The sequence below is a fragment of the Pantoea conspicua genome, from assembly GCF_002095315.1.
Lineage (GTDB): Bacteria > Pseudomonadota > Gammaproteobacteria > Enterobacterales > Enterobacteriaceae > Pantoea > Pantoea conspicua.
Genome location: NZ_MLFN01000043.1, coordinates 18,784 through 37,678, shown reverse-complemented (window position 1 = coordinate 37,678; position 18,895 = coordinate 18,784). Strand labels below are relative to the sequence as shown.

Below are 18,895 nucleotides of genomic sequence, written 5' to 3'. Positions count from 1 at the left end.
CTGGCCGGCCCCGAACTCTCCACGCTTCCCGGCGCGAGGACCGCCAGCCCCTGAGCGGCACCAGACTGCGTTCTCACCCGTCGCTTAACTGATCAGCATTACGCCAGGTGCGGGATTTTTTGCATCCGGACGTTGCTATTACACGCCAGCGGTTACACCACAGTGCGTCGCGCATAGTCGCGCAACCGGAAGCCCAGCAGCCCGAGCGTCAGGAAGTATGCCCCGCCGCCGACCGCACAGACCGCCGCCAGACGCAGCAGCCGCCACAGCATCACGCCCTGTTCCCACGCCGGCATCCATTGCAGCATCGCAAACAGCGCCGCCGCCATCGCCAGTACCGCGATCACCAGACGGATCAGAAAACTGGCCCAGCCGGGCTGAGGCATGAAGATCTGCTTTTTGCGCAGTTGCCAGTAAAGCAGCGCTGCGTTGAGACAGGCGGCCAGGCCAATCGACAGCGATAAGCCAGCGTGCTTCAGCGGCCCAATAAATGCCAGGTTCATCAGCTGCGTCATAATCAGGGTGACTATCGCAATCTTCACCGGGGTTTTGATGTCCTGCCGCGAGTAGAAACCCGGTGCCAGCACCTTCACCACAATCAGACCCATCAGTCCGACTGAGTAAGCAATCAGCGCACGCTGAGTCATCGCCGCATCAAAGGCGGTAAACTTGCCGTACTGAAACAGCGCGATGGTCAGCGGTCCGGAGAGCATACCCAGCGCCACGGCACTGGGCAGCGCCAGCAAAAAGCAAAGACGTAAACCCCAGTCCATCAGCCGCGAATATTCATCATGATTGCCACTGGCAAAACTTTTCGCCAGCGAAGGCAGCAGGATCGTCCCCAGCGCCACGCCGAGCACGCCGGACGGGAACTCCATCAGCCGGTCAGCGTAATACATCCACGAGACCGATCCCGAAACCAGAAAGGAGGCGAAAATGGTGTTGATGATCAGGGAAATCTGGCTGACCGAGACGCCAAGGATCGCCGGCCCCATCTGACGCATCACGCGCCAGACGCCCGCGTCACGCAGATTAAGCCGCGGCAGCACCAGCATGCCCAGCTTCTTCAGGTGCGGCAGCTGGTAGCCGAGCTGCAACACGCCGCCTGCCACCACCGCCCATGCCAGCGCCATCACCGGCGGGTGGAAATGCGGCGCGGCAAACAATGCGAACCCAATCATGCTGACGTTAAGCAGCGTCGGCGCAAAGGCCGGGACCGAAAAGCGGTTCCAGGTATTCAGCACCGCGCCCGCCAGCGAGGCGAGTGAAATCAGCATGATGTAGGGAAAGGTGACGCGCAGCAGCGAACTGGTCAGGGCGAACTTATCCGCGCTGTCGGCAAAGCCCGGCGCGGTGATCATAATGACCCACGGCGCGGCAATCATCCCCGCCACGGTGACCAGCGCCAGCGCCAGCGTCAGCAGCCCAGAGACGTAAGCAAGGAACAGGCGTGTCGCCTCTTCGCCCTGCTTGCTCTTATACTCCGCCAGGATCGGCACAAACGCCTGCGAAAAGGCCCCTTCAGCAAAAATTCGCCGCAGCAGATTAGGGAGTTTAAAGGCGACAAAGAACGCATCGGTCGCCATTCCGGCGCCAAACACCCGCGCCACAATGGCATCACGGGCAAAGCCCAGGACGCGGGAAAACAGGGTCATGGAACTGACCGCTGCCAGCGATTTCAACAAATTCATAATTGACGGTGCATCCTGAAAAGAATCGGCAAAATGAGAGACTTAGCGCGGGCATCCTGATGATGCCCGGCGATAGTCTACTGCCACGGCGGGAAATGACCAGCACCGAGTGTTACAAGGCATTATGACGGCGTTGCGTCACGCCACAGTTTTTCCACCACCCGCTGCGCCATCAGGGCCTGTTCACCGCTGGTTTCAGGCATCGTCTGATTTTGTACGCACTGGATAAAATGGTGCGCCGCACCGCTGAAACCGCGCTGCACCAGATGGCTCTGCCAGGCCGGCGGTGGCGCGATCAGCAGGCCTGCTGCCGTTTCTTCCTGCCAGTCGCGCATTTCGCTGATATCAATACATTTGCTGTCGCACACCGCACTGACCCGCTCGCGCTGACTGCCTGCACGCCGGTGCATGCTGGTGGTGACTGGCACGCCGCCTACGTTGAAATGGTGCTCAGCGTAAAGCATCTCTCCCTGGGGAGTGGTGGTAATGCGGCCCTGAACCTCACTAAAGGGCTGACCACCAAGCCACAGCGCGGTATCCACCACGTGCAGATAGTCATCAAGCAGGGTGAAGCGCAGATCGTGCGGCCCAACGCTGTCGCTACGGTGCTTTTCGATGCGCAGTGAGGCGACCCTATCCATCTCAGCCCGGAGTTGCTGGTAGCGCGGGGCAAAGCGCCGATTAAAACCCACCATCAGTTTGCGCTGCCGTTTTTCGGCAAGTTCAACCAGCGCTTCCGCCTGATCAAGCGTTTCCGCCAGCGGCTTATCGACGCAGACATCTTTCCCCGCCAGTAATAGCGCCCTGACCACCTGATAGTGGCTCGCGGTGCTGCTGTGAACAAAGACCGCATCGCATGCCGCCGCTAAATCGTCGAGCGAGCTGAAACAGCGCATCCGAAAACTGTCGCAGATGGGCTGGGCTTTCGCCTGGTTCGGCGAAAACGCCCCGGCCAGCGTCCAGTCGGTCGCGGCTGACAACACCGGCAGCCAGGCTTTTTGCGCGATGCCGCCCAGTCCCACTACGCCAATACGTAACGTCATTTTAGCTCTCCGGTTGCAGCAGTTGGGTAAGTTGCGCCTGCAGTTGCGCCACCTGATGTTCCAGCGCCGCGACGCGCGCCGACAATTCGTCCGGGGCATCGCCCGCTGTCTGTGGTGGCACTTCAGCCTCGTCGCTCAGCAGATGCATAAAACGGTGTTCACGCTTGCCCGGCTCACGAGCCAGACGTACTACCTGGGCGCTATCCTCACGCTGCAACAAGGCGTCGAGCGTCTGTTCCACTTCGCTGACATCGGTAAATTCATGCAGACGTCCGCTGCGGGTGCGCAATTCACCCGGCGTCTGTGCGCCGCGCAGCAGCAGCAAGGTCAGCACGGCCACTTCCGCACTGTTGAGCTTCAGCGCGCCAAAGGCGGAGTTGCAGAAGCGCTGCTCAAATTTCACCACCCGCTGGCCTGAACCACTGCTGGCGGTCACCAGATGCCGTTTTTCCAGCTGATCGAGCTGATCCTGCACCTCCGACTCGCTGAGGTTCATCACCGGCTCACGGTTCGATTTCTGATTACAGGCGCTGACAACGCCATTGAGAGAGAGCGGATACTGTTCCGGCGTGGTGACCTGCTTCTCCAGCAGACAACCCAGCACGCGCAACGCCTGCGCCGACAACGTCAATTTCATTCCTGACTCCTTATCATTATCCACGCCGATCAGACGTCCATTCCCGCCAGGTTAATGCTGTCAGGACGTGATCCTGCCAGCGGCCGTCGATCAACAGATAATCTTTGGCGTAACCCTCTTTTTCGAATCCGAGCCGCGCCAGCAGATCGCCGCTGCGCTGGTTGCGTGGCATGTAATTGGCCATGATGCGGTGAATATGCTGTTGACGCTGCATATAGCGAATAGCGGACTGCAGCGCTTCGAACATCATGCCCTGCCCCTGCCATTTTTCACCCAGTGAATAGCCCAGGTAACAGGCGTGAAACGAACCGCGCAGCACATTGCTGAAGTTAGCCACACCGCGCACTTCGGATTCTTCGCTGTCCATCAGAATGAAGTAGAATGCCGATCCCTGCTTGTGCATATCGGTAATCAGCCCCAGCCGCGCCTGCCAGCCAGAGGGGTAGCAGTGGCTTTCATCGCGCACCGGCTCCCACGGTTTTAAAAACAGGCGGTTTTCTGCGTAATAATCTGCCAGCCGCCAGGCATCACGCTCGTGAACCAGACGGACCACCAGCCGGTCGGTGGTTAATCGCACCCTGGGCGCGGCAGAACGATAGCCAAACATCCTGACTCCTGAAATTAATGGCTGATAAAGATGAGCCGTCATTACCCTGTACTCACTATAACCGCCGCCTGGGCTGCGGTAAAATGTTACCCGCGATTACGCTGCAAAGGTATTGATTTTGCGCAGTTATCACCCTTCCATAGCGCGCTGATTCGTGCGTTCTGATCCACGTGGCGAGGGCGGGCCACGTGCTGCCGGCCGGTTTGCCCTGCCGCTTAATCTCTTCCATACTTTTTGGTGAGCCCGAAAACAGGATGAATTGATGCATTCTGCCAAACAGAGGAGATCAGGATGAAGCTGTATATCTATGAACACTGCCCTTTCTGCGTAAAGGCGCGGATGATTTTCGGTCTGAAAAATCTGCCGGTTGAGCTGGTGGTGATGCTGAATGATGACGAAGAGACGCCAAAACGACTGGTCGGACAAAAAATGGCGCCGATTCTGCAAAAACAGGATGGCAGCGCGATGCCGGAGAGCATGGATATCGTGCATTATGTCGATCGGCTGGAGGATGAGCCGCTGATCACCGGTGCGCTTAATCCTGCCATTGCTGACTGGCTGCGTCACATGAACAGTTACGTCAACAAACTGCTGTTGCCGCGCATCGCAGATGCGCCCTTCGCCGAATTTGCCACGCCGGAAGCACGCGACTATTTCCGCAACAAAAAGCAGGCCAGCATCGGCAATTTTGCCGAGCTGAAAAGCCATGCGCCCGGTTTGATTAAAAATGTCAGTGGCGATCTGCGCCAGCTTGACAAGTTAATTGTTCAGCCAAATGCAGTGAACGGCGAGCTCTCTGAAGATGACTTTAATCTGTTCCCGCTGCTGCGCTCCCTGACGCTGGTTGCCGGTATCGACTGGCCAGCCAGAGTGGCGGAATACCGCGATAACATGGCCAAACAGACTCAGGTCAATCTGCTCTCCTCCATCGCCCAGTAACGGCTGTAGGATGAGAAACCTCTCGCGTTTCTCATCCCTTTCCTGATGACACCTGTGATGCATTCAGGCACGCTATGCCCTGTTCAATAGCTCCGTCATTTAGGATGAAAATCGATGAAAAAGGGTTTTTCCGGTCTTGTTGCTCTGTTACTGGTGCTGCTGGTTAGTGGCTGCAATAAACTGACGCAGTACACCATCAGCGAACAGGAAGTCAACCAGGCGCTGCAGAAGCATAATAAGTACGAGAAAGATATTGGGGTTTCCGGCCTGGTCAACGCGCACATCGTACTCAGCAACCTCACCAGCCAGATCGGCCGCGAAGAGCCAGGTAAAGTCACGCTCGCAGGCAATGCAAAGATCAATGTCACCTCACTGTTCGGCCCGCAGCAGGCGGATATGCAGCTGAAGATGCGCGCTCAGCCAGTGTTCGATCAGCAGCAGGGTGCGATATATCTGCGCGATATGGAGATTATCGATGCGCAGGTCACGCCTGATAAAATGGCCTCAATCATGAAGACGCTGACGCCGTATCTGAATCAATCCCTGAAAAGCTATTTCGATCAGAAGCCCGCATACGTGCTGAGTACCGATCGCAGTAAAGGTGAGTCGCTGGCGAAAAAATTTGCCAAAGGGCTGGAAGTCAAACCGGGCGAACTGGTGATCCCGTTTACTGACTGACAATCTGCCGCGCCATCCGGCGCGGATTTTCACCCAATGGTAAAAAGCAGGTGCAAACGGTTGCCTGAATCCTTATGCTTAGACCCCGGCCTAAACGTGCCTTTCGTTTTCTCTCTGCCGGAGCCTCATTGATGACTGCACAACCTCAGCAACTTACCATCCGCCGCCCTGACGACTGGCATATTCATCTGCGTGATGATGCGATGCTTGAAACGGTCCTGCCCTATACCAGCGCGGTTAATGGTCGTGCCATCGTGATGCCCAATCTGGTGCCGCCGGTGACCAGCGTGGCGGCAGGTGAAGCCTATCGCGATCGGATACTCGCAGCGCTGCCCGCTGACCACGCCTTCACGCCGCTGATGACCTGCTACCTCACCGATTCACTTGACCCGGATGAGCTGGAGCGGGGCTTTACCGCTGGCCTGTTTACCGCCGCCAAACTCTATCCGGCTCACGCCACCACCAACTCCAGCCACGGCGTTACGGATATTGCCGCCATCGCCAGCGTGCTGGATCGGATGCAGCAGCTCGGTATGCCGCTGCTGGTTCACGGTGAGGTAACCCACGCCCATATTGATATTTTCGACCGGGAAGCGCGCTTTATTGAGACGGTAATGATGCCGCTGCGCCAGCAGTTTCCGGCCCTGAAAGTGGTGATGGAACACATCACCACAAAAGAAGCGGCAGAGTATGTCGCCGCCGCGGATGAGACACTGGGCGCGACGATTACCCCGCAGCATCTGATGTTTAACCGTAATCACATGCTGGTGGGCGGTATTCGTCCGCACCTCTACTGCCTGCCGATCCTCAAGCGTAACGTGCATCAGGAAGCGCTACGTCAGGTCGTCGCCAGCGGCCATCCGCGCTTCTTCCTCGGCACCGATACCGCGCCCCATCTGCGCCACCTGAAAGAAGCGAGCTGCGGCTGCGCCGGTGTGTTCAGCGCCCCGACGTCGTTAGCCGCCTACGCCACGGTATTTGAAGAACTGGATGCGCTGTCGCATTTTGAAGCCTTCTGCTCTGAAAACGGTCCACGTTTTTACGGCCTGCCGCTTAACGACACCACGGTGACGCTGGTGCGTGAGCCGTGGCAGGTACCGGAGAGCATTGCGCTCGGCAGTGATTCGCTGGTGCCGTTCCTTGCCGGTGAGACCCTGAACTGGCGTATCGCATAATTTTACTTGCCTCCGGACCGACGATACTGTAAATATATACAGTATCTTATCTGGAGGCTCCCATGCGCGTTGAAATTACCGTATCGAATACCCGACCTCTTCCTGCGGGTGCCATTGAGGCACTGAGCGACGAGCTGTCGCGCCGCATTGATGAACAGTTTCCGGACAGCACCAATCACGTGAAAGTGCGCTACGCCAGCGCCAACAACCTCAGCGTGCTGGGCGGTGGCAAAGAGACTCGCGATCAGATCAGCGAAATCCTGCAGCAAACGTGGGAAAGTGCTGACGACTGGTTTATTACTGATTAACCGCCTCTGTGCTGTTTTTGCCGGGTTTCGCCACCCGGTTTTTTTATCTTTTCTCCCCTCTCGCACTTCCCCAATCCTGCATCTAGACTCTGAATGATCAATGCCCTATCCTTGCGCTCGTCATGCATAACAGGAGGTGCGACACCATGACTACTGATAAACCGGAAGAGGCGATGACCTTTGGTGAGCTGTTAGCACTGATTGGCGATCAGCAACGTCGTCTGACGGTGCTGGAAAATGCTTTTTCCAGTCTGATTTTCTGTCTTGACGATCGTGCCAGTCAGTTACTGGTGCACAATCTGTCGCTGGAAGCCCAAAACCAGAACCATGATGAGCAGCTGCAACAGCATTTTGCCCGTCTGGCTGACGCGCTGCAAAAGCGCGGCGGCGGCATCGCACCGGAAACGCCGACGCTTTAACGCCGATCTCAGGCTCACAGCCGTTTTTCTGCCCTAAGGAATAACTGAATAAAATGCCTGTTCGTCGGGCATTTTATTTTTTCATCCGCCATCTTTTAAACACAAATATTCTGTGAGAAGCTGGGTACAGGCATTTTTCATCAGTAATAGCCCGGTTTACTGTTATAATAGTTTCGCTATTGGAATAAAAAAGCCGCATTGAACCTCATCATGCACTTCGTTTAACGAGTAATAAGGAGGTTATAATGGACAGAAGAAAAGACGTGATTCAGACCCATCCGCTGGTGGGCTGGGATATCAGTACCGTTGACAGTTATGATGCCATGATGATCCGCCTGCACTCGTTATCGTCGCAGGATCAAAAAGAAGAAGAAGCGGATGTTGGCCCGACCTACTGGCTGACGACGGATGTCGCAAGGCAATTCATCTCGATCCTCGAAGCGGGTATCGCCAAGATTGAATCGGCCGAGCAGATAGAACGACTGCTTAAGAAGCATTAATATCTGCCGCATCAAAGAGGCACCCTAAGGGGTGCCTCTTTCGTTTCTGTTTCTGATATGCTTTTGATTATCTGACTCTTTCAGGAGCGAAGTTACCATGATTTATGATCTTATCATCGTTGGCAGCGGCTCAGTCGGCGCGGCAGCAGGTTATTATGCCACCGAGGCGGGCTTGTCGGTTTTGATGATCGACAGTGCTCATCCGCCGCATAATCAGGGCACCCATCACGGCGAGAGCCGGTTGATCCGCCACGCTTACGGCGAAGGGGAACGTTATGTCCCGCTGGTGCTGCGCGCACAAACCTTGTGGGATGAACTGGAACAGCGCGCTGGCGAACGCATTATGCACCGCAGCGGCGTGCTGAATCTGGCACCGATTCAGTCATCTTTTATTCAGAACGTCATCGACAGCGCCACCCAATGGCAGCTCAACATTGAGGTGATGCAACCTGACGAGGTCCGTAAGCGCTGGCCACAAATTAACGTCCCTGATGGCTACCTCGGCGTCTTTGAGCCGCAGTCGGGTTACCTGAAGTGTGAACAGGCGGTACGCAGCTGGATCCAGCTGGCGGAACAGGCAGGCTGTGCCCAGCTGTTTAACTGTCCGGTCTCGCAGATCGGCCGCGAGGGCGATCTGCAGCAGGTCACCACGATCGACGGCATCTACCGTGGCCGAAAAATGCTGATCAGTGCCGGCACCTGGGTCGGTAAACTGGTACCTGACCTGCCGGTTGCGCCGACCCGTAAAGTCTTTGCCTGGTATCAGGCCGATGGACGCTACAGTGAGAACAATAAGTTTCCCGGCTTTACGGTTGAAATGCCCGATGGCAGCCAGTTTTATGGCTTCCCGGCTGACAATAATGCGTTAAAAGTAGGTCGTCATGACGGCGGCCAGCTGATGCAGCAGCCGGAAGATCGCAAACCCTTTGGCACGGTGGCAGCAGATGGCAGCGAAGCGTTTGGCTTCCTGCGCCAGTTTTACCTGGCGTCGGTGTCTGTCTTCATGGCGAAGCCTGCAGCTACGATTTCAGCCCGGACGAAGATTTTATTATCGACACCCTGCCAGGCGAACCCAATCGGTTGCTGATGACCGGTTTAAGCGGCCACGGCTTTAAATTTGCCAGCGTGCTGGGCGAACTGGCGGCGGAATTTGCTCAGCAAAAGCCGTTCTCATTCGATCTTTCCCCTTTCCGCCTCTCACGCTTCTGACTCTGAGTTCGGGTGGTATTATCTGATAGCACCCGGAATGACAAAAACTGACGCTAACTGAATATAACTGACATTTTTAGCCGGTTTATTTCGCCCGGAATGTTCATTCTCATCCTTATTGATTGACGGTCCGATTCAATAAAATAACTCATTCAGTAATACTGGGCATTCAGCGCGTTTTTAAAGGATGTTTTTCAGTATTCGCTGGCGAAGTTATAGAAGCGTAAGGTCGATTGCTTTTATATTTCATTATGTAGATGCTTGTTTCATATTATTTCTACTGAATAAACAGGCTATGTTACGGAATACACCTCATCAGTTTGGTCTGATTGCCGTGCTGCTGCACTGGTCGATGGCACTGGTTATTTATGCCCTATTTGCGCTGGGATTATGGATGGTCGGACTCGGTTATTACGATAGCTGGTACCACGATGCGCCGGAAATTCATAAAAGCATAGGGGTGATTCTGTTACTGACATTAATAATTCGTCTGCTCTGGCGAACGCTTTCACCGCCACCGCAACCGTTAAGCAGTTATTCCCCGGTGGTGCGCATCAGTTCTGTGGTGGCGCACTGGCTGCTCTATACGCTGCTGTTGGGCATCCTGCTCAGCGGCTATTTCATTTCCACCGCCGAGGGTAAGCCGATTGCCGTATTTAACCTGTTTTCCCTGCCTGCGCTGCTGAGTGGCGCAGGCGTACAGGCCGATCTGGCGGGCGATATCCATCTGTGGCTGGCGTGGACGGTGGTGATTCTGTCGCTGCTGCACGGTCTGGCCGCGCTAAAACATCACTTTATCGATCGCGATAGTACCCTAAAACGGATGTCAGGTTTGCGCATCCCTTTACCCGCTGAAAAGGAAAAGTAATATGCTAAAGAAGACGCTACTGGCCATGACGGGCGCCAGCCTGCTGCTGGGCTCACTGACCGCTCACGCCGCTGATTATAAAATTGATAAAGAGGGACAGCACGCCTTTATTCAGTTTCGCATTCAGCACTTAGGCTACAGCTGGCTGTATGGCACGTTTAAAGATTTTGACGGCCGCTTTAGCTTCGATGAAAAAAACCCTTCGGCCGATAAGGTCGAAGTCACCATCAACACCAACAGCGTGGATACCAATCATGCCGAGCGTGACAAGCATCTGCGCAGTGCGGACTTCCTCAACGTCGGAAAAAATCCACAGGCCACCTTCAAATCTACCGCGGTGAAAAAAGAGGGGGATGAGCTGGAGATCACCGGCGATCTGACACTTAACGGGGTGACCAGACCGGTTACGCTGGAAGCGAAGCTGTTGGGTGAAGGAAAGGATCCGTGGGGCGGCTATCGCGCAGGCTTTGAAGCTGAAGGTGAAATTGCACTGAAAGATTTCAATATCACCAAAGATCTCGGACCCGCCTCGCAAAAGGTTCAGCTGATGATTTCGGTGGAAGGCGTGCGTCAGTAAACGGCTAAACCGCCTGAAGCCGGGCTTCAGGCGGTATCACTTATTTTTTAACCGGCGACGGAATGGTCATGTTTAACAGGCCACGCGACTTGTTAAAGATCTTATTGCCATTTTCACGTCCGGCACGTCGGGCGCGCTGCTCTTCTGGCGACAGTTTCGCCTCTTCCTGACACAGCGGGCTACAACAGTTTTCAAACTTCTCTGCGCAGCTTTTACACTGGATAAACAGCAGATGGCAGCCATCATTAACGCAGTAACGTGGGTATCGCACGGCTCACCGCACTGGTGGCAGTTCGACAGCACATCATCAGAAATACGCTCGCCCATCCGCTCATCAAAGACAAAGTTCTTGCCTTTGAATCGTACCGGTAAGCCTTGTTCACGGGCGCGGCGGGCATATTCAATGATGCCACCTTCAACGTGATAGACATCTTCAAAACCGTTATGACGCATCCAGGCGCTGGCTTTCTCGCAGCGAATCCCACCGGTGCAGTACATAACAATCTTTTTATCTTTCTTATCCTGCAGCATATCAACCGCCATCGGCAGCTGGTCACGGAAGGTGTCGGCAGGGACTTCCAGGGCGTTATCGAAACGTCCCACTTCATATTCGTAGTGGTTACGCATATCGACGAAGACCGCCTCCGGATCGTCCAGCATGGCATTCACTTCGGCGGCTTTAAGGTATTGACCCACATCGCTCGCGTCGAACGTGCCATCAGCGATACCGTCCGCCACAATCCGATCGCGAACTTTCAGGCGCAGCACCCAGAAAGATTTACCATCGTCATCCAGCGCAATGTTCATCCGCAGATTATTCAGCGCCGGATCAAAGCCGTACAGCCATGCCTTCATCTTGTCATACTGGCTGGCAGGAACGCTGATTTGCGCGTTAATTCCCTCATGCGCAACATAGACGCGACCAAACACCTTGAATGCAGTCAGCCCCTGGTAGAGTTGATCACGGAAGGCTTTGGGATCGGCAATCTGGAAGTACTTATAAAAAGAGACAGTGGTGCGCGGCTCGGTTTCCGCCAGCATGCGCGCCTTCAGCTCTTTATTGGAAACGAGGTTATGTAACACTGGCATGGTGTTCTTTCCTGTTATCAATAATAGAAATTTAGCGCGCACATGATACCTGATTTCATCACGATGCAAAGGGCAGCCGCAAAATCGCGTTTTTACTGGCTATTTTTCCGCACTGCCGGATCGCTTATATCATCCGGACCGCGCACTGGCTGTGACAGCTATATTTAAGCCAGCGACAAAAGCTGGCACAATAGTGAAAATCAACGAGATATCAGCACCGAACGGTGCGCGACGCAGGAAAATATTCTTTCACATGACCCAGTTGCCTCAATTTTCACGAGAACTGCTGCACCCCCGCTATTGGTTAACCTGGCTGGGGGTCATCTTCCTTTATCTTTTGGTGCTACTTCCATATCCCCTGCTCTATGTTCTCGGCTGCAATGTGGGTCGTATTGGTATGCGTTTTATGAAACGCCGCGTCAATATTGCGCGGCGTAATCTGGAACTGAGTTTTCCGGATATGCCGGTCAATGAACGTGAAGCGATGGTTAAGCACAACTTTGAGTCGGTGGGTATGGGCCTGATTGAAACCGGGATGGCCTGGTTCTGGCCTGACTGGCGCATCAACAAATGGCATACGCCGTCGGGTTTAGAGCACATTAAACAGGCGCACGACAGTCAGCGCGGCGTACTGCTTATCGGTATGCACTTTCTGACACTGGAGATTGGCGCGCGGATGTTTGGCATTCATAACCCCGGCATCGGCGTCTACCGTCCCAATGATAATAAGCTGATTGACTGGCTGCAGGTAAATGGCCGGATGCGTTCCAATAAAAGTATGCTCGACCGTAAAGATCTCAAAGGGATGATTCGCGCGCTGAAGCGTGGCGATATTATCTGGTACGCGCCCGATCACGATTACGGTCCTCGCAGCAGTGTATTTGTGCCGTTTTTTGGCGTTGAGAAGGCGGCGACCACAGTGGGAACTCATCTGTTGATCCGCATGGGTAAACCGGCAGTGATCCCCTTTGTGCCGCGCCGCCTGCCCGGAGGACGCGGTTACGAACTGATGATTTTGCCTGACATCAGCGACAGTTTTACGCTTGAAAGCGAAGAAATCACCGCCGCACGGATGAACAAGGTGGTTGAAGAAGGGGTTTTACTGGCACCTGAACAGTATATGTGGCTGCATCGCCGCTTTAAGACTCGTCCGCAGGGCGAACCCTCACGTTATTAACTGTTCGACGCTGAACGGCGGCGGGTATGTCGTTCAGCGCCGATCTCTCCTGTTGCAGCTAAAACAGTCTGTCGCCACCGCCCGTCATCCGCTGCCCGATGAGTGGGCCATTCATAAATCAACAGCCGCTAAAATAAACCTCGGCATTACGCTATATAATTAACGTAATTAACCATTAAAGAGCCGGTTATCTGACCTGGCGCCCTGTTACCGTGCTGATTAATTAATTTTTCAGCAGTGGGATATATTTATCTGCGGTGCTAATTCATTTAAACGCCAGGCCTATTCCTATTTAGCCCGGCTTAATCATTTCCCGCGGCTTATTAATCCAATAAAATTAACTTAATTTACAAGGGATTGCCTCTTAATTGTCTGGCATATTCCATTTTACAAATATTAAACATGCTGATAGACCGTTATGGCATTTGAATAAGTGTCAGGTTATCGTTAATTTCTGTTTTGACAGTTAGGTACTTAACTGCACTCGTAAAAAACATAAAAAAACATGACCCACAGCAAAACTCTTAGCAGGACTTATAAGATGAATAAAGGCCTCTATTATTATGTGACAATCAGCACCGATCAGGACAATTATCATGCGCTTCATCGTCAGGGATGTCGACGGATGCCCGATAAAGAGGACATGATATTTATTGGTACCCTTTATAATTTGAGTCAGGCGTTATCGATCGCACGTATTAACTTTAAAAAAGTTAAGCCCTGCATCAAATGCTGTATCCGTTACTCCGCACCGGTGATCCATGAATCTGTCCGACCAGTGCTGCATTTCCCACAAAAAGTGACCTGACCCTGTTCGGCGGGAAATGCCTTATTTCCCGCCGATCAAACTCTCCCGCCCTTTCCCTCCGTCGAATTTCGTCTATTCTTCACTGAAATCAAATCAACCAGTCAAGGAGTAGAGCGATGAGCATGTACAGTACTTTAGAGGAAGCGATTGATGCTGCACGTGAAGAGTTTCTCGCTAACCACCCTGAACTTGATGAAGGGGATGCGTCGGTCAGTCAGTTTGGTCTGCAGAAATATGTGATGCAGGATGGCGATATCATGTGGCAGGCTGAGTTTCTGGCTGAGGAAGGCGATGCGGGCGAATGTCTGCCGATCCGCAGCGGAGAAGCCGCACAGGCGATTTTCGATGCTGACTTTGATGAAGTTGAACTGCGTCAGGAGTGGTTAGCGGAAAATACGCTGCATGAGTGGGACGATGGCGAGTTCCAGCTGGAACCTCCGCTGGATACCGAAGAGGGTGAAGCCGCTGCGCAAGAGTGGGAAGATGACAACAGCGACTCCGATCGGGGTTATTCGTAAGGACCGTGGCTGGCGTCAACCGGTAACAGCAGGGTGTCAACCACCAGAGACAGCGGCAGGTCGAGAATCGTTAATACACGCCAGGCGCCGTCACGCACATCCCACTGTACGCCAGGATAATATTGGTTACCGTGCCCCTGACCGGGCACGGTACGGCTGATAATACTGCCGCATCCGCTCAGACAGAGCACTGCCATCATTAACAGACTCGTTTTCAAACCCCGTTTCACCCCTGTTCCCTACCCTTAACAGCCATTTTCGTTATCATGCGCTACGCACCATCATCACCAGATTCCTCGCTGCCTGAAGGAGCGCACAACCTCAACCTCCTGTGCTGAACCTGAATAACCTGCAAAAAAAAGCGGCATCACTGCCGCTTTTTCAGTTTACGGGTTTTTCACCAGCGCGTTGGGGTTGAGGGTGAGTTTTTGATAACTCTCCACCCACTGATGATATTTCTCACCATTCTCCCACAACCGGGTATGCACGCGCGCCAGCACTACCGGATCACTGATAAGCTGTAAACGCTGTTCACGATTCAGTTTATCAGGCGCATCGCTCAGCGCCTGATCAACGCGGCGATCGCGGGCATAGTCAAGCAACTGGCTCTGCTTATGCCGTGACGTCGCCAGCGCCGTGGCCAGCGCGTTAAACGCCGGATTGAACAGCGCGTGCATAAAGCCGTTTTCCAGCGCCCGCTCACGGTTAAGTTGCAGATAACGATCGGTATCCACCAGCTCTTTCGGCGGCTCATACTCTTCCGGAATCAGGAACAGTCGGGCTTTCTTGCTCCGGATGCCGATGGTTGCCCGGCTCGACATCACCGACACAAACGGCGACAGAATCAGCGAGAAAACAATCGGCGACAACCACCACAGGAAGTTGAGATCCAGCAGGCCCATGCCGATCGCCCACACCAGACCCAGCGCCATCTGCGAACCGTGACGTTTAAACGCCTCGCTCCACGGGGTGGCGTCATCGTCACGCTGCGGTGAATTCCATACCACTTCCCAGCCGAGGAAGGCGCTGACCACGAACACGGTGTGGAACAGCATACGCACCGGTGCCAGCAGCACCGAGAACAGCATTTCCAGCATCAGCGAGATGAACAGACGTATTGCACCGCCGTAAGATTTTGCGCCCTTACACCAGATCAATACCACGCTCAGCAGCTTCGGCAGGAACAGCAGTATCAGCGTGGTCGAGAACAACGCTATCGCCAGTTCAGGACGCCACTGCGGCCACACCGGGAACAGCTGGCGCGGTTGCAGGAAGTAGGTCGGCTCCATCAGCGTATGTACCACCTGCAAGGCAGTAGAGAGCGCCAGGAACATAAACCACAACGGAGCTGACAGATAGGACATCACGCCAGTCAGGAACACCGCACGGTGAACCGGGTGCATCCCTTTGACCAGGAACAGGCGGAAGTTCATCAGGTTACCGTGACACCAGCGACGGTCACGCTTCAGCTCATCCAGCAGGTTCGGTGGCAACTCTTCATACGAGCCCGGCAGATCGTAGGCGATCCAGACGCCCCAGCCAGCACGACGCATCAGCGCAGCTTCAACAAAGTCATGTGACAGAATCGATCCGGCAAAGGAGCCTTCGCCCGGTAACGGCGCCAGCGCACAGTGCTCAATAAAGGGTTTCACCCGGATAATCGCATTGTGGCCCCAGTAGTGGGATTCTCCCAGCTGCCAGAAATGCAAGCCGGCGGTAAACAGTGGACCGTAAACGCGGGTCGCAAACTGCTGACAACGCGCGTACAGCGTGTCCATACCGGACGCTTTCGGCGATGACTGAATAATACCAGCGTTCGGGTTGGCTTCCATCATGCGTACCAGACCGGTCAGACACTCACCGCTCATTACGCTGTCGGCGTCCAGCACCACCATGTAGCTGTAGTTACTGCCCCAGCGACGGCAGAAGTCATCGATGTTGCCGCTTTTACGCTTCACACGACGACGGCGGCGGCGATAGAAAATCTTGCCCGCACCGCCTACGTCACGCACCAGCTCCATCCAGGCTTTCTGTTCGGCGATGGCAATATCGGCGTCGTAACTGTCGCTGAGAATATAGACGTCGAAATGCTCAGCGTTGCCGGTCCGCACCACCGATTCCCAGGTAGCACGCAGGCCTGCATAAACACGTTCAACATCTTCATTACAGATCGGCATGATCAGCGCGGTACGGTGCTCTGGATTGAGCGGTTCATCCCCCACGGTTGACCAGGAGATGCTGTACTTATCGCGGCCAATCAATAGCTGCAGGAAACCCATCAGCGCGGTCCAGAAACCGGCAGAGACCCAACAGAACAGGATAGCGAACAGGAACAGGATGCCGGTCTGCAGCACATACGGCAGAATCTGCATCACCGACTGCTGCCAGTTCTGATTGATCATCTCCATCGGATCCAGCAGCGTCCAGCCCTGATATGGCAGAATGGTCTTCATATACCAGGTGGCGACCACGGTTTGCATGATGGTCAGAATCAGCAGAATATAACGGCGAATCGATCCGACATGACGCCATTTCTCTTCGGCACGCTGCTCTTCTGCGTTGGCGTAACGCGGCACCGATTTATGTCCACGCAGCGAGTCCCAGGCGCGCACCACCGGGTTGGTCCGCCAGGCTTCCGGGAACATCAGTGAACGTCTGACCTTTGGCATCGCCTTCAGCGTGGTGCGATCCAGGTCATCTTTACCCAGTTGCTGACCGTTGGCGAGCGAATCGGGCCAGGCCATTTCGACTCGCGAAGAAACCGATTTTAACGGTGCATCATCGGGACGATCGCTGGCGGCCACATCCTTGCCCAGCGCATCATGAATGAAATGAAACGCCCCGGCGTTCTGCAACGAGGCGCTGAGACGGGCTTTCCCGGCCGCATCCAGCGGCAGGGATTCCACGTAACGTTGAGGTGTAAAAGTCGATTTATTCATTGGCAGGTAACTGATAGCTCCAGGTTTCCGTCAATGTCTTGTCGCCGCTAACCAGCGCCGCACGCATTTCGGTGGGCTGCTTGTTGTCTTTCACACGCAGACGCAACACCAGACGCCAGCCTTTAGTGACCGGGTTATAACGTACGCTCTGCTCCACCACATCGGCGTTTTTACCCACGCTGACCTGCGGTGCCACCTGACTGTTTTCCGCCATCTTGCTCATGTCTTTACCCACGAAGTCGATGGTGAAAGCCACGGTGCCATCTGGCTGACGCACCAGATTTGACTGCTTCACGTCTCCTGCAGAACGCAGAGTATTCTTCACCCAGGCGGTATCGTCGGAGTGCAGTTGATTTTCATCACGTGAGAAGTGCAGGCGATATTTGAAGTTCATCTCTTTGCCCGGCTCCGGCAGCGTCTCCGGTGTCCAGAAGGCAACGATGTTGTCATTGGTTTCATCAGCCGTTGGGATCTCGACCAGCTCGACGCGGCCTTTACCCCAGTCGCCTAATGGCTCAACCCAGCCGCTTGGGCGCAGGTCGTAGCGGTCATCAAGATCCTGATAGTTGCTGAAGTCACGCCCACGCTGCAGCAGACCAAAGCCCTTCGGGCTCTCAATGGTATAGGTGCTCACTGCCAGATGACGCGGGTTATTCAGCGGACGCCAGATCCATTCACCGTTGCCGCTGTGAATCGAAAGACCGTCTGAATCATGCAACGCCGGACGGAAGTTGTTCACGTTTGATGGCTGATTCTGGCCAAACAGGAACATACTGGTCAGCGGAGCGATACCCAGCTTGCCAACGTTGTCGCGCAGATAGACTTTCGACTGCACATCAACGGTCGATGCCTGACCCGGACGCAGCACAAAGCGGTAGGCACCCGCCGCGCGTGGCGAATCGAGCAGTGCATAGATCACCAGTTGTTTATCCTGCGGTTTCGGACGTTCAATCCAGAACTCTTTGAAACGCGGGAACTCTTCACCGGATGGCAGGGCAGTATCAATCGCCAGGCCACGGGCTGACAGGCCATAAACCTGACCGGCGCCGATCACCCGGAAATAGCTGGCACCCAGGAAGCTGGCGATCTCATCATCTTTACCCTTGCTGTTTAACGGGTAGAGTACTTTGAAACCGGCGAATCCGAGGTTTTTCACCGCGTCAGCGTCATGTTTTACATTGCCGAAATTAAAATAATCGGGGCTGTATTTGATTTCACGCACCGCGTTAGCGGTCACTTCGTTAATTTGTACCGGGGTATCGAAATACATGCCCTGATGGTAAAATTCCAGCTTGAACGGCGTGCGCAGCTTGCCCCAATACGCTTTATCGTGGTTAAACTGGATCTGCTGGTAATCAGCAAATTTCATTTCACGAAATTGAGAGGGTAAATTGCTTTTAGGCGCTTCGAAGCTTTTCCCTGCCAACGCTTTGGCTTGTCTGGCAACATCATCGATGTTAAACGCCCAACTGTTATTGGCGTATAACGCCAGCAGAACTGCAGCACCCATCCAGCGTACCTTCATCAGTCCGGCTTTATTTTTTTCTTTAGTCAGCACATCCCCCCCTTTCGTGTGCTTAAATCAAACCCGCTTATCTTAAAGGATTATTCGGTTTTCCGACAGCTTATGCGCAACATTGTTCCCGCATTTCGTCAGGCAAAGATCCGCTTTTAAGACAATTAAACACTAAGGATTCTACTGATAGTATACCT

18 protein-coding genes and 2 pseudogenes are annotated in these 18,895 nt (G+C 54.3%); 12 read left to right on the top strand and 8 right to left on the bottom strand.

Features of this window, described 5'->3' with window-relative positions; genetic code table 11:
- Positions 1-152: 152 nt before the first annotated feature.
- From murJ to rimJ, 4 genes are all read right to left on the bottom strand, one after another.
- On the bottom strand, positions 153-1,691 hold the full coding sequence (gene murJ / locus HA41_RS14435) for a murein biosynthesis integral membrane protein MurJ (protein WP_094121354.1): 1,539 nt from the start codon (positions 1,689-1,691) through the stop codon (positions 153-155).
- A 122-nt stretch (positions 1,692-1,813) separates the two neighbouring features.
- Positions 1,814-2,734 carry a Gfo/Idh/MocA family protein gene (locus HA41_RS14430; RefSeq protein ID WP_094121353.1) on the bottom strand — a complete coding sequence of 307 codons (921 nt, stop codon included), beginning with the start codon at positions 2,732-2,734 and terminating at the stop codon, positions 1,814-1,816.
- 1 nt (position 2,735) lies between these two features.
- Positions 2,736-3,371, bottom strand: a complete 636-nt coding sequence (locus tag HA41_RS14425; protein ID WP_094121352.1) for a YceH family protein — start codon at positions 3,369-3,371, stop codon at positions 2,736-2,738.
- A gap of 16 nt (positions 3,372-3,387) precedes the next feature.
- A complete protein-coding gene (rimJ, locus tag HA41_RS14420) occupies positions 3,388-3,978 on the bottom strand; it encodes a ribosomal protein S5-alanine N-acetyltransferase (RefSeq protein WP_094121351.1) in 591 nt (196 codons plus the stop codon).
- A 291-nt stretch (positions 3,979-4,269) separates the two neighbouring features.
- Here rimJ and grxB point away from each other — a divergent pair, with 291 nt between their 5' ends.
- The 9 genes and pseudogenes from grxB (at position 4,270) to HA41_RS14375 (ending at position 10,651) form a co-directional block, all read left to right on the top strand.
- Positions 4,270-4,917, top strand: coding sequence for a glutaredoxin 2 (gene grxB / locus HA41_RS14415; protein WP_094121350.1), 648 nt, complete (start codon positions 4,270-4,272; stop codon positions 4,915-4,917).
- A gap of 114 nt (positions 4,918-5,031) precedes the next feature.
- Positions 5,032-5,595, top strand: a complete 564-nt coding sequence (locus HA41_RS14410; RefSeq protein WP_094121349.1) for a lipoprotein — start codon at positions 5,032-5,034, stop codon at positions 5,593-5,595.
- Between the two features lie 131 nt (positions 5,596-5,726).
- On the top strand, positions 5,727-6,770 hold the full coding sequence (gene pyrC / locus HA41_RS14405; RefSeq protein ID WP_094121348.1) for a dihydroorotase: 1,044 nt from the start codon (positions 5,727-5,729) through the stop codon (positions 6,768-6,770).
- A gap of 62 nt (positions 6,771-6,832) precedes the next feature.
- Positions 6,833-7,078 carry a DNA damage-inducible protein I gene (gene dinI, locus HA41_RS14400; protein WP_003849907.1) on the top strand — a complete coding sequence of 82 codons (246 nt, stop codon included), beginning with the start codon at positions 6,833-6,835 and terminating at the stop codon, positions 7,076-7,078.
- A 146-nt stretch (positions 7,079-7,224) separates the two neighbouring features.
- A complete protein-coding gene (locus HA41_RS14395) occupies positions 7,225-7,497 on the top strand; it encodes a hypothetical protein (RefSeq protein WP_094121347.1) in 273 nt (90 codons plus the stop codon).
- Positions 7,498-7,742: 245 nt separating this feature from the next.
- Complete coding sequence (bssS, locus tag HA41_RS14390; RefSeq protein WP_010246399.1) at positions 7,743-7,997, top strand: biofilm formation regulator BssS; 255 nt, start codon at positions 7,743-7,745, stop codon at positions 7,995-7,997.
- A gap of 97 nt (positions 7,998-8,094) precedes the next feature.
- Positions 8,095-9,206, top strand: a pseudogene (gene solA / locus HA41_RS14385) (N-methyl-L-tryptophan oxidase).
- A 295-nt stretch (positions 9,207-9,501) separates the two neighbouring features.
- Positions 9,502-10,074 carry a cytochrome b gene (locus HA41_RS14380; protein ID WP_094121346.1) on the top strand — a complete coding sequence of 191 codons (573 nt, stop codon included), beginning with the start codon at positions 9,502-9,504 and terminating at the stop codon, positions 10,072-10,074.
- A 1-nt stretch (position 10,075) separates the two neighbouring features.
- The gene (locus tag HA41_RS14375) at positions 10,076-10,651 is read left to right on the top strand and encodes a YceI family protein (RefSeq protein WP_094121345.1); all 576 of its coding nucleotides are present in this window, start codon (positions 10,076-10,078) and stop codon (positions 10,649-10,651) included.
- Between the two features lie 40 nt (positions 10,652-10,691).
- Here the strand turns inward: HA41_RS14375 and trhO are convergent.
- Positions 10,692-11,740: pseudogene (gene trhO, locus HA41_RS14370) on the bottom strand (oxygen-dependent tRNA uridine(34) hydroxylase TrhO).
- A 253-nt stretch (positions 11,741-11,993) separates the two neighbouring features.
- On the opposite strand from trhO, the gene HA41_RS14365 reads away from it, so the two are divergent.
- The 3 genes from HA41_RS14365 (at position 11,994) to HA41_RS14355 (ending at position 14,243) form a co-directional block, all read left to right on the top strand.
- Positions 11,994-12,917: a Kdo(2)-lipid IV(A) acyltransferase gene (locus HA41_RS14365; protein ID WP_094121344.1), complete on the top strand. Its 924-nt coding sequence runs from the start codon at positions 11,994-11,996 to the stop codon at positions 12,915-12,917.
- A 541-nt stretch (positions 12,918-13,458) separates the two neighbouring features.
- The gene (locus tag HA41_RS14360) at positions 13,459-13,725 is read left to right on the top strand and encodes a hypothetical protein (RefSeq protein ID WP_094121343.1); all 267 of its coding nucleotides are present in this window, start codon (positions 13,459-13,461) and stop codon (positions 13,723-13,725) included.
- A gap of 116 nt (positions 13,726-13,841) precedes the next feature.
- Positions 13,842-14,243, top strand: coding sequence for a MysB family protein (locus HA41_RS14355; protein WP_094121342.1), 402 nt, complete (start codon positions 13,842-13,844; stop codon positions 14,241-14,243).
- On the opposite strand, the gene HA41_RS14350 is transcribed toward HA41_RS14355, so the two are convergent.
- The 3 genes from HA41_RS14350 to HA41_RS14340 all read right to left on the bottom strand — a co-directional run bounded on the left by HA41_RS14350 (position 14,234) and on the right by HA41_RS14340 (position 18,710).
- Entirely contained in the window at positions 14,234-14,443 is a 210-nt protein-coding gene (locus tag HA41_RS14350) for a YceK/YidQ family lipoprotein (protein ID WP_094121341.1), read from the bottom strand. The genes HA41_RS14355 and HA41_RS14350 overlap by 10 nt on opposite strands.
- Positions 14,444-14,629: 186 nt before the next feature.
- Positions 14,630-17,182, bottom strand: coding sequence for a glucans biosynthesis glucosyltransferase MdoH (mdoH, locus tag HA41_RS14345; protein WP_094121340.1), 2,553 nt, complete (start codon positions 17,180-17,182; stop codon positions 14,630-14,632).
- Positions 17,175-18,710, bottom strand: coding sequence for a glucan biosynthesis protein G (locus HA41_RS14340; RefSeq protein WP_208612764.1), 1,536 nt, complete (start codon positions 18,708-18,710; stop codon positions 17,175-17,177). Before HA41_RS14340 ends, mdoH begins: the two co-directional genes overlap by 8 nt.
- Between the last annotated feature and the right edge of the window lie 185 nt (positions 18,711-18,895).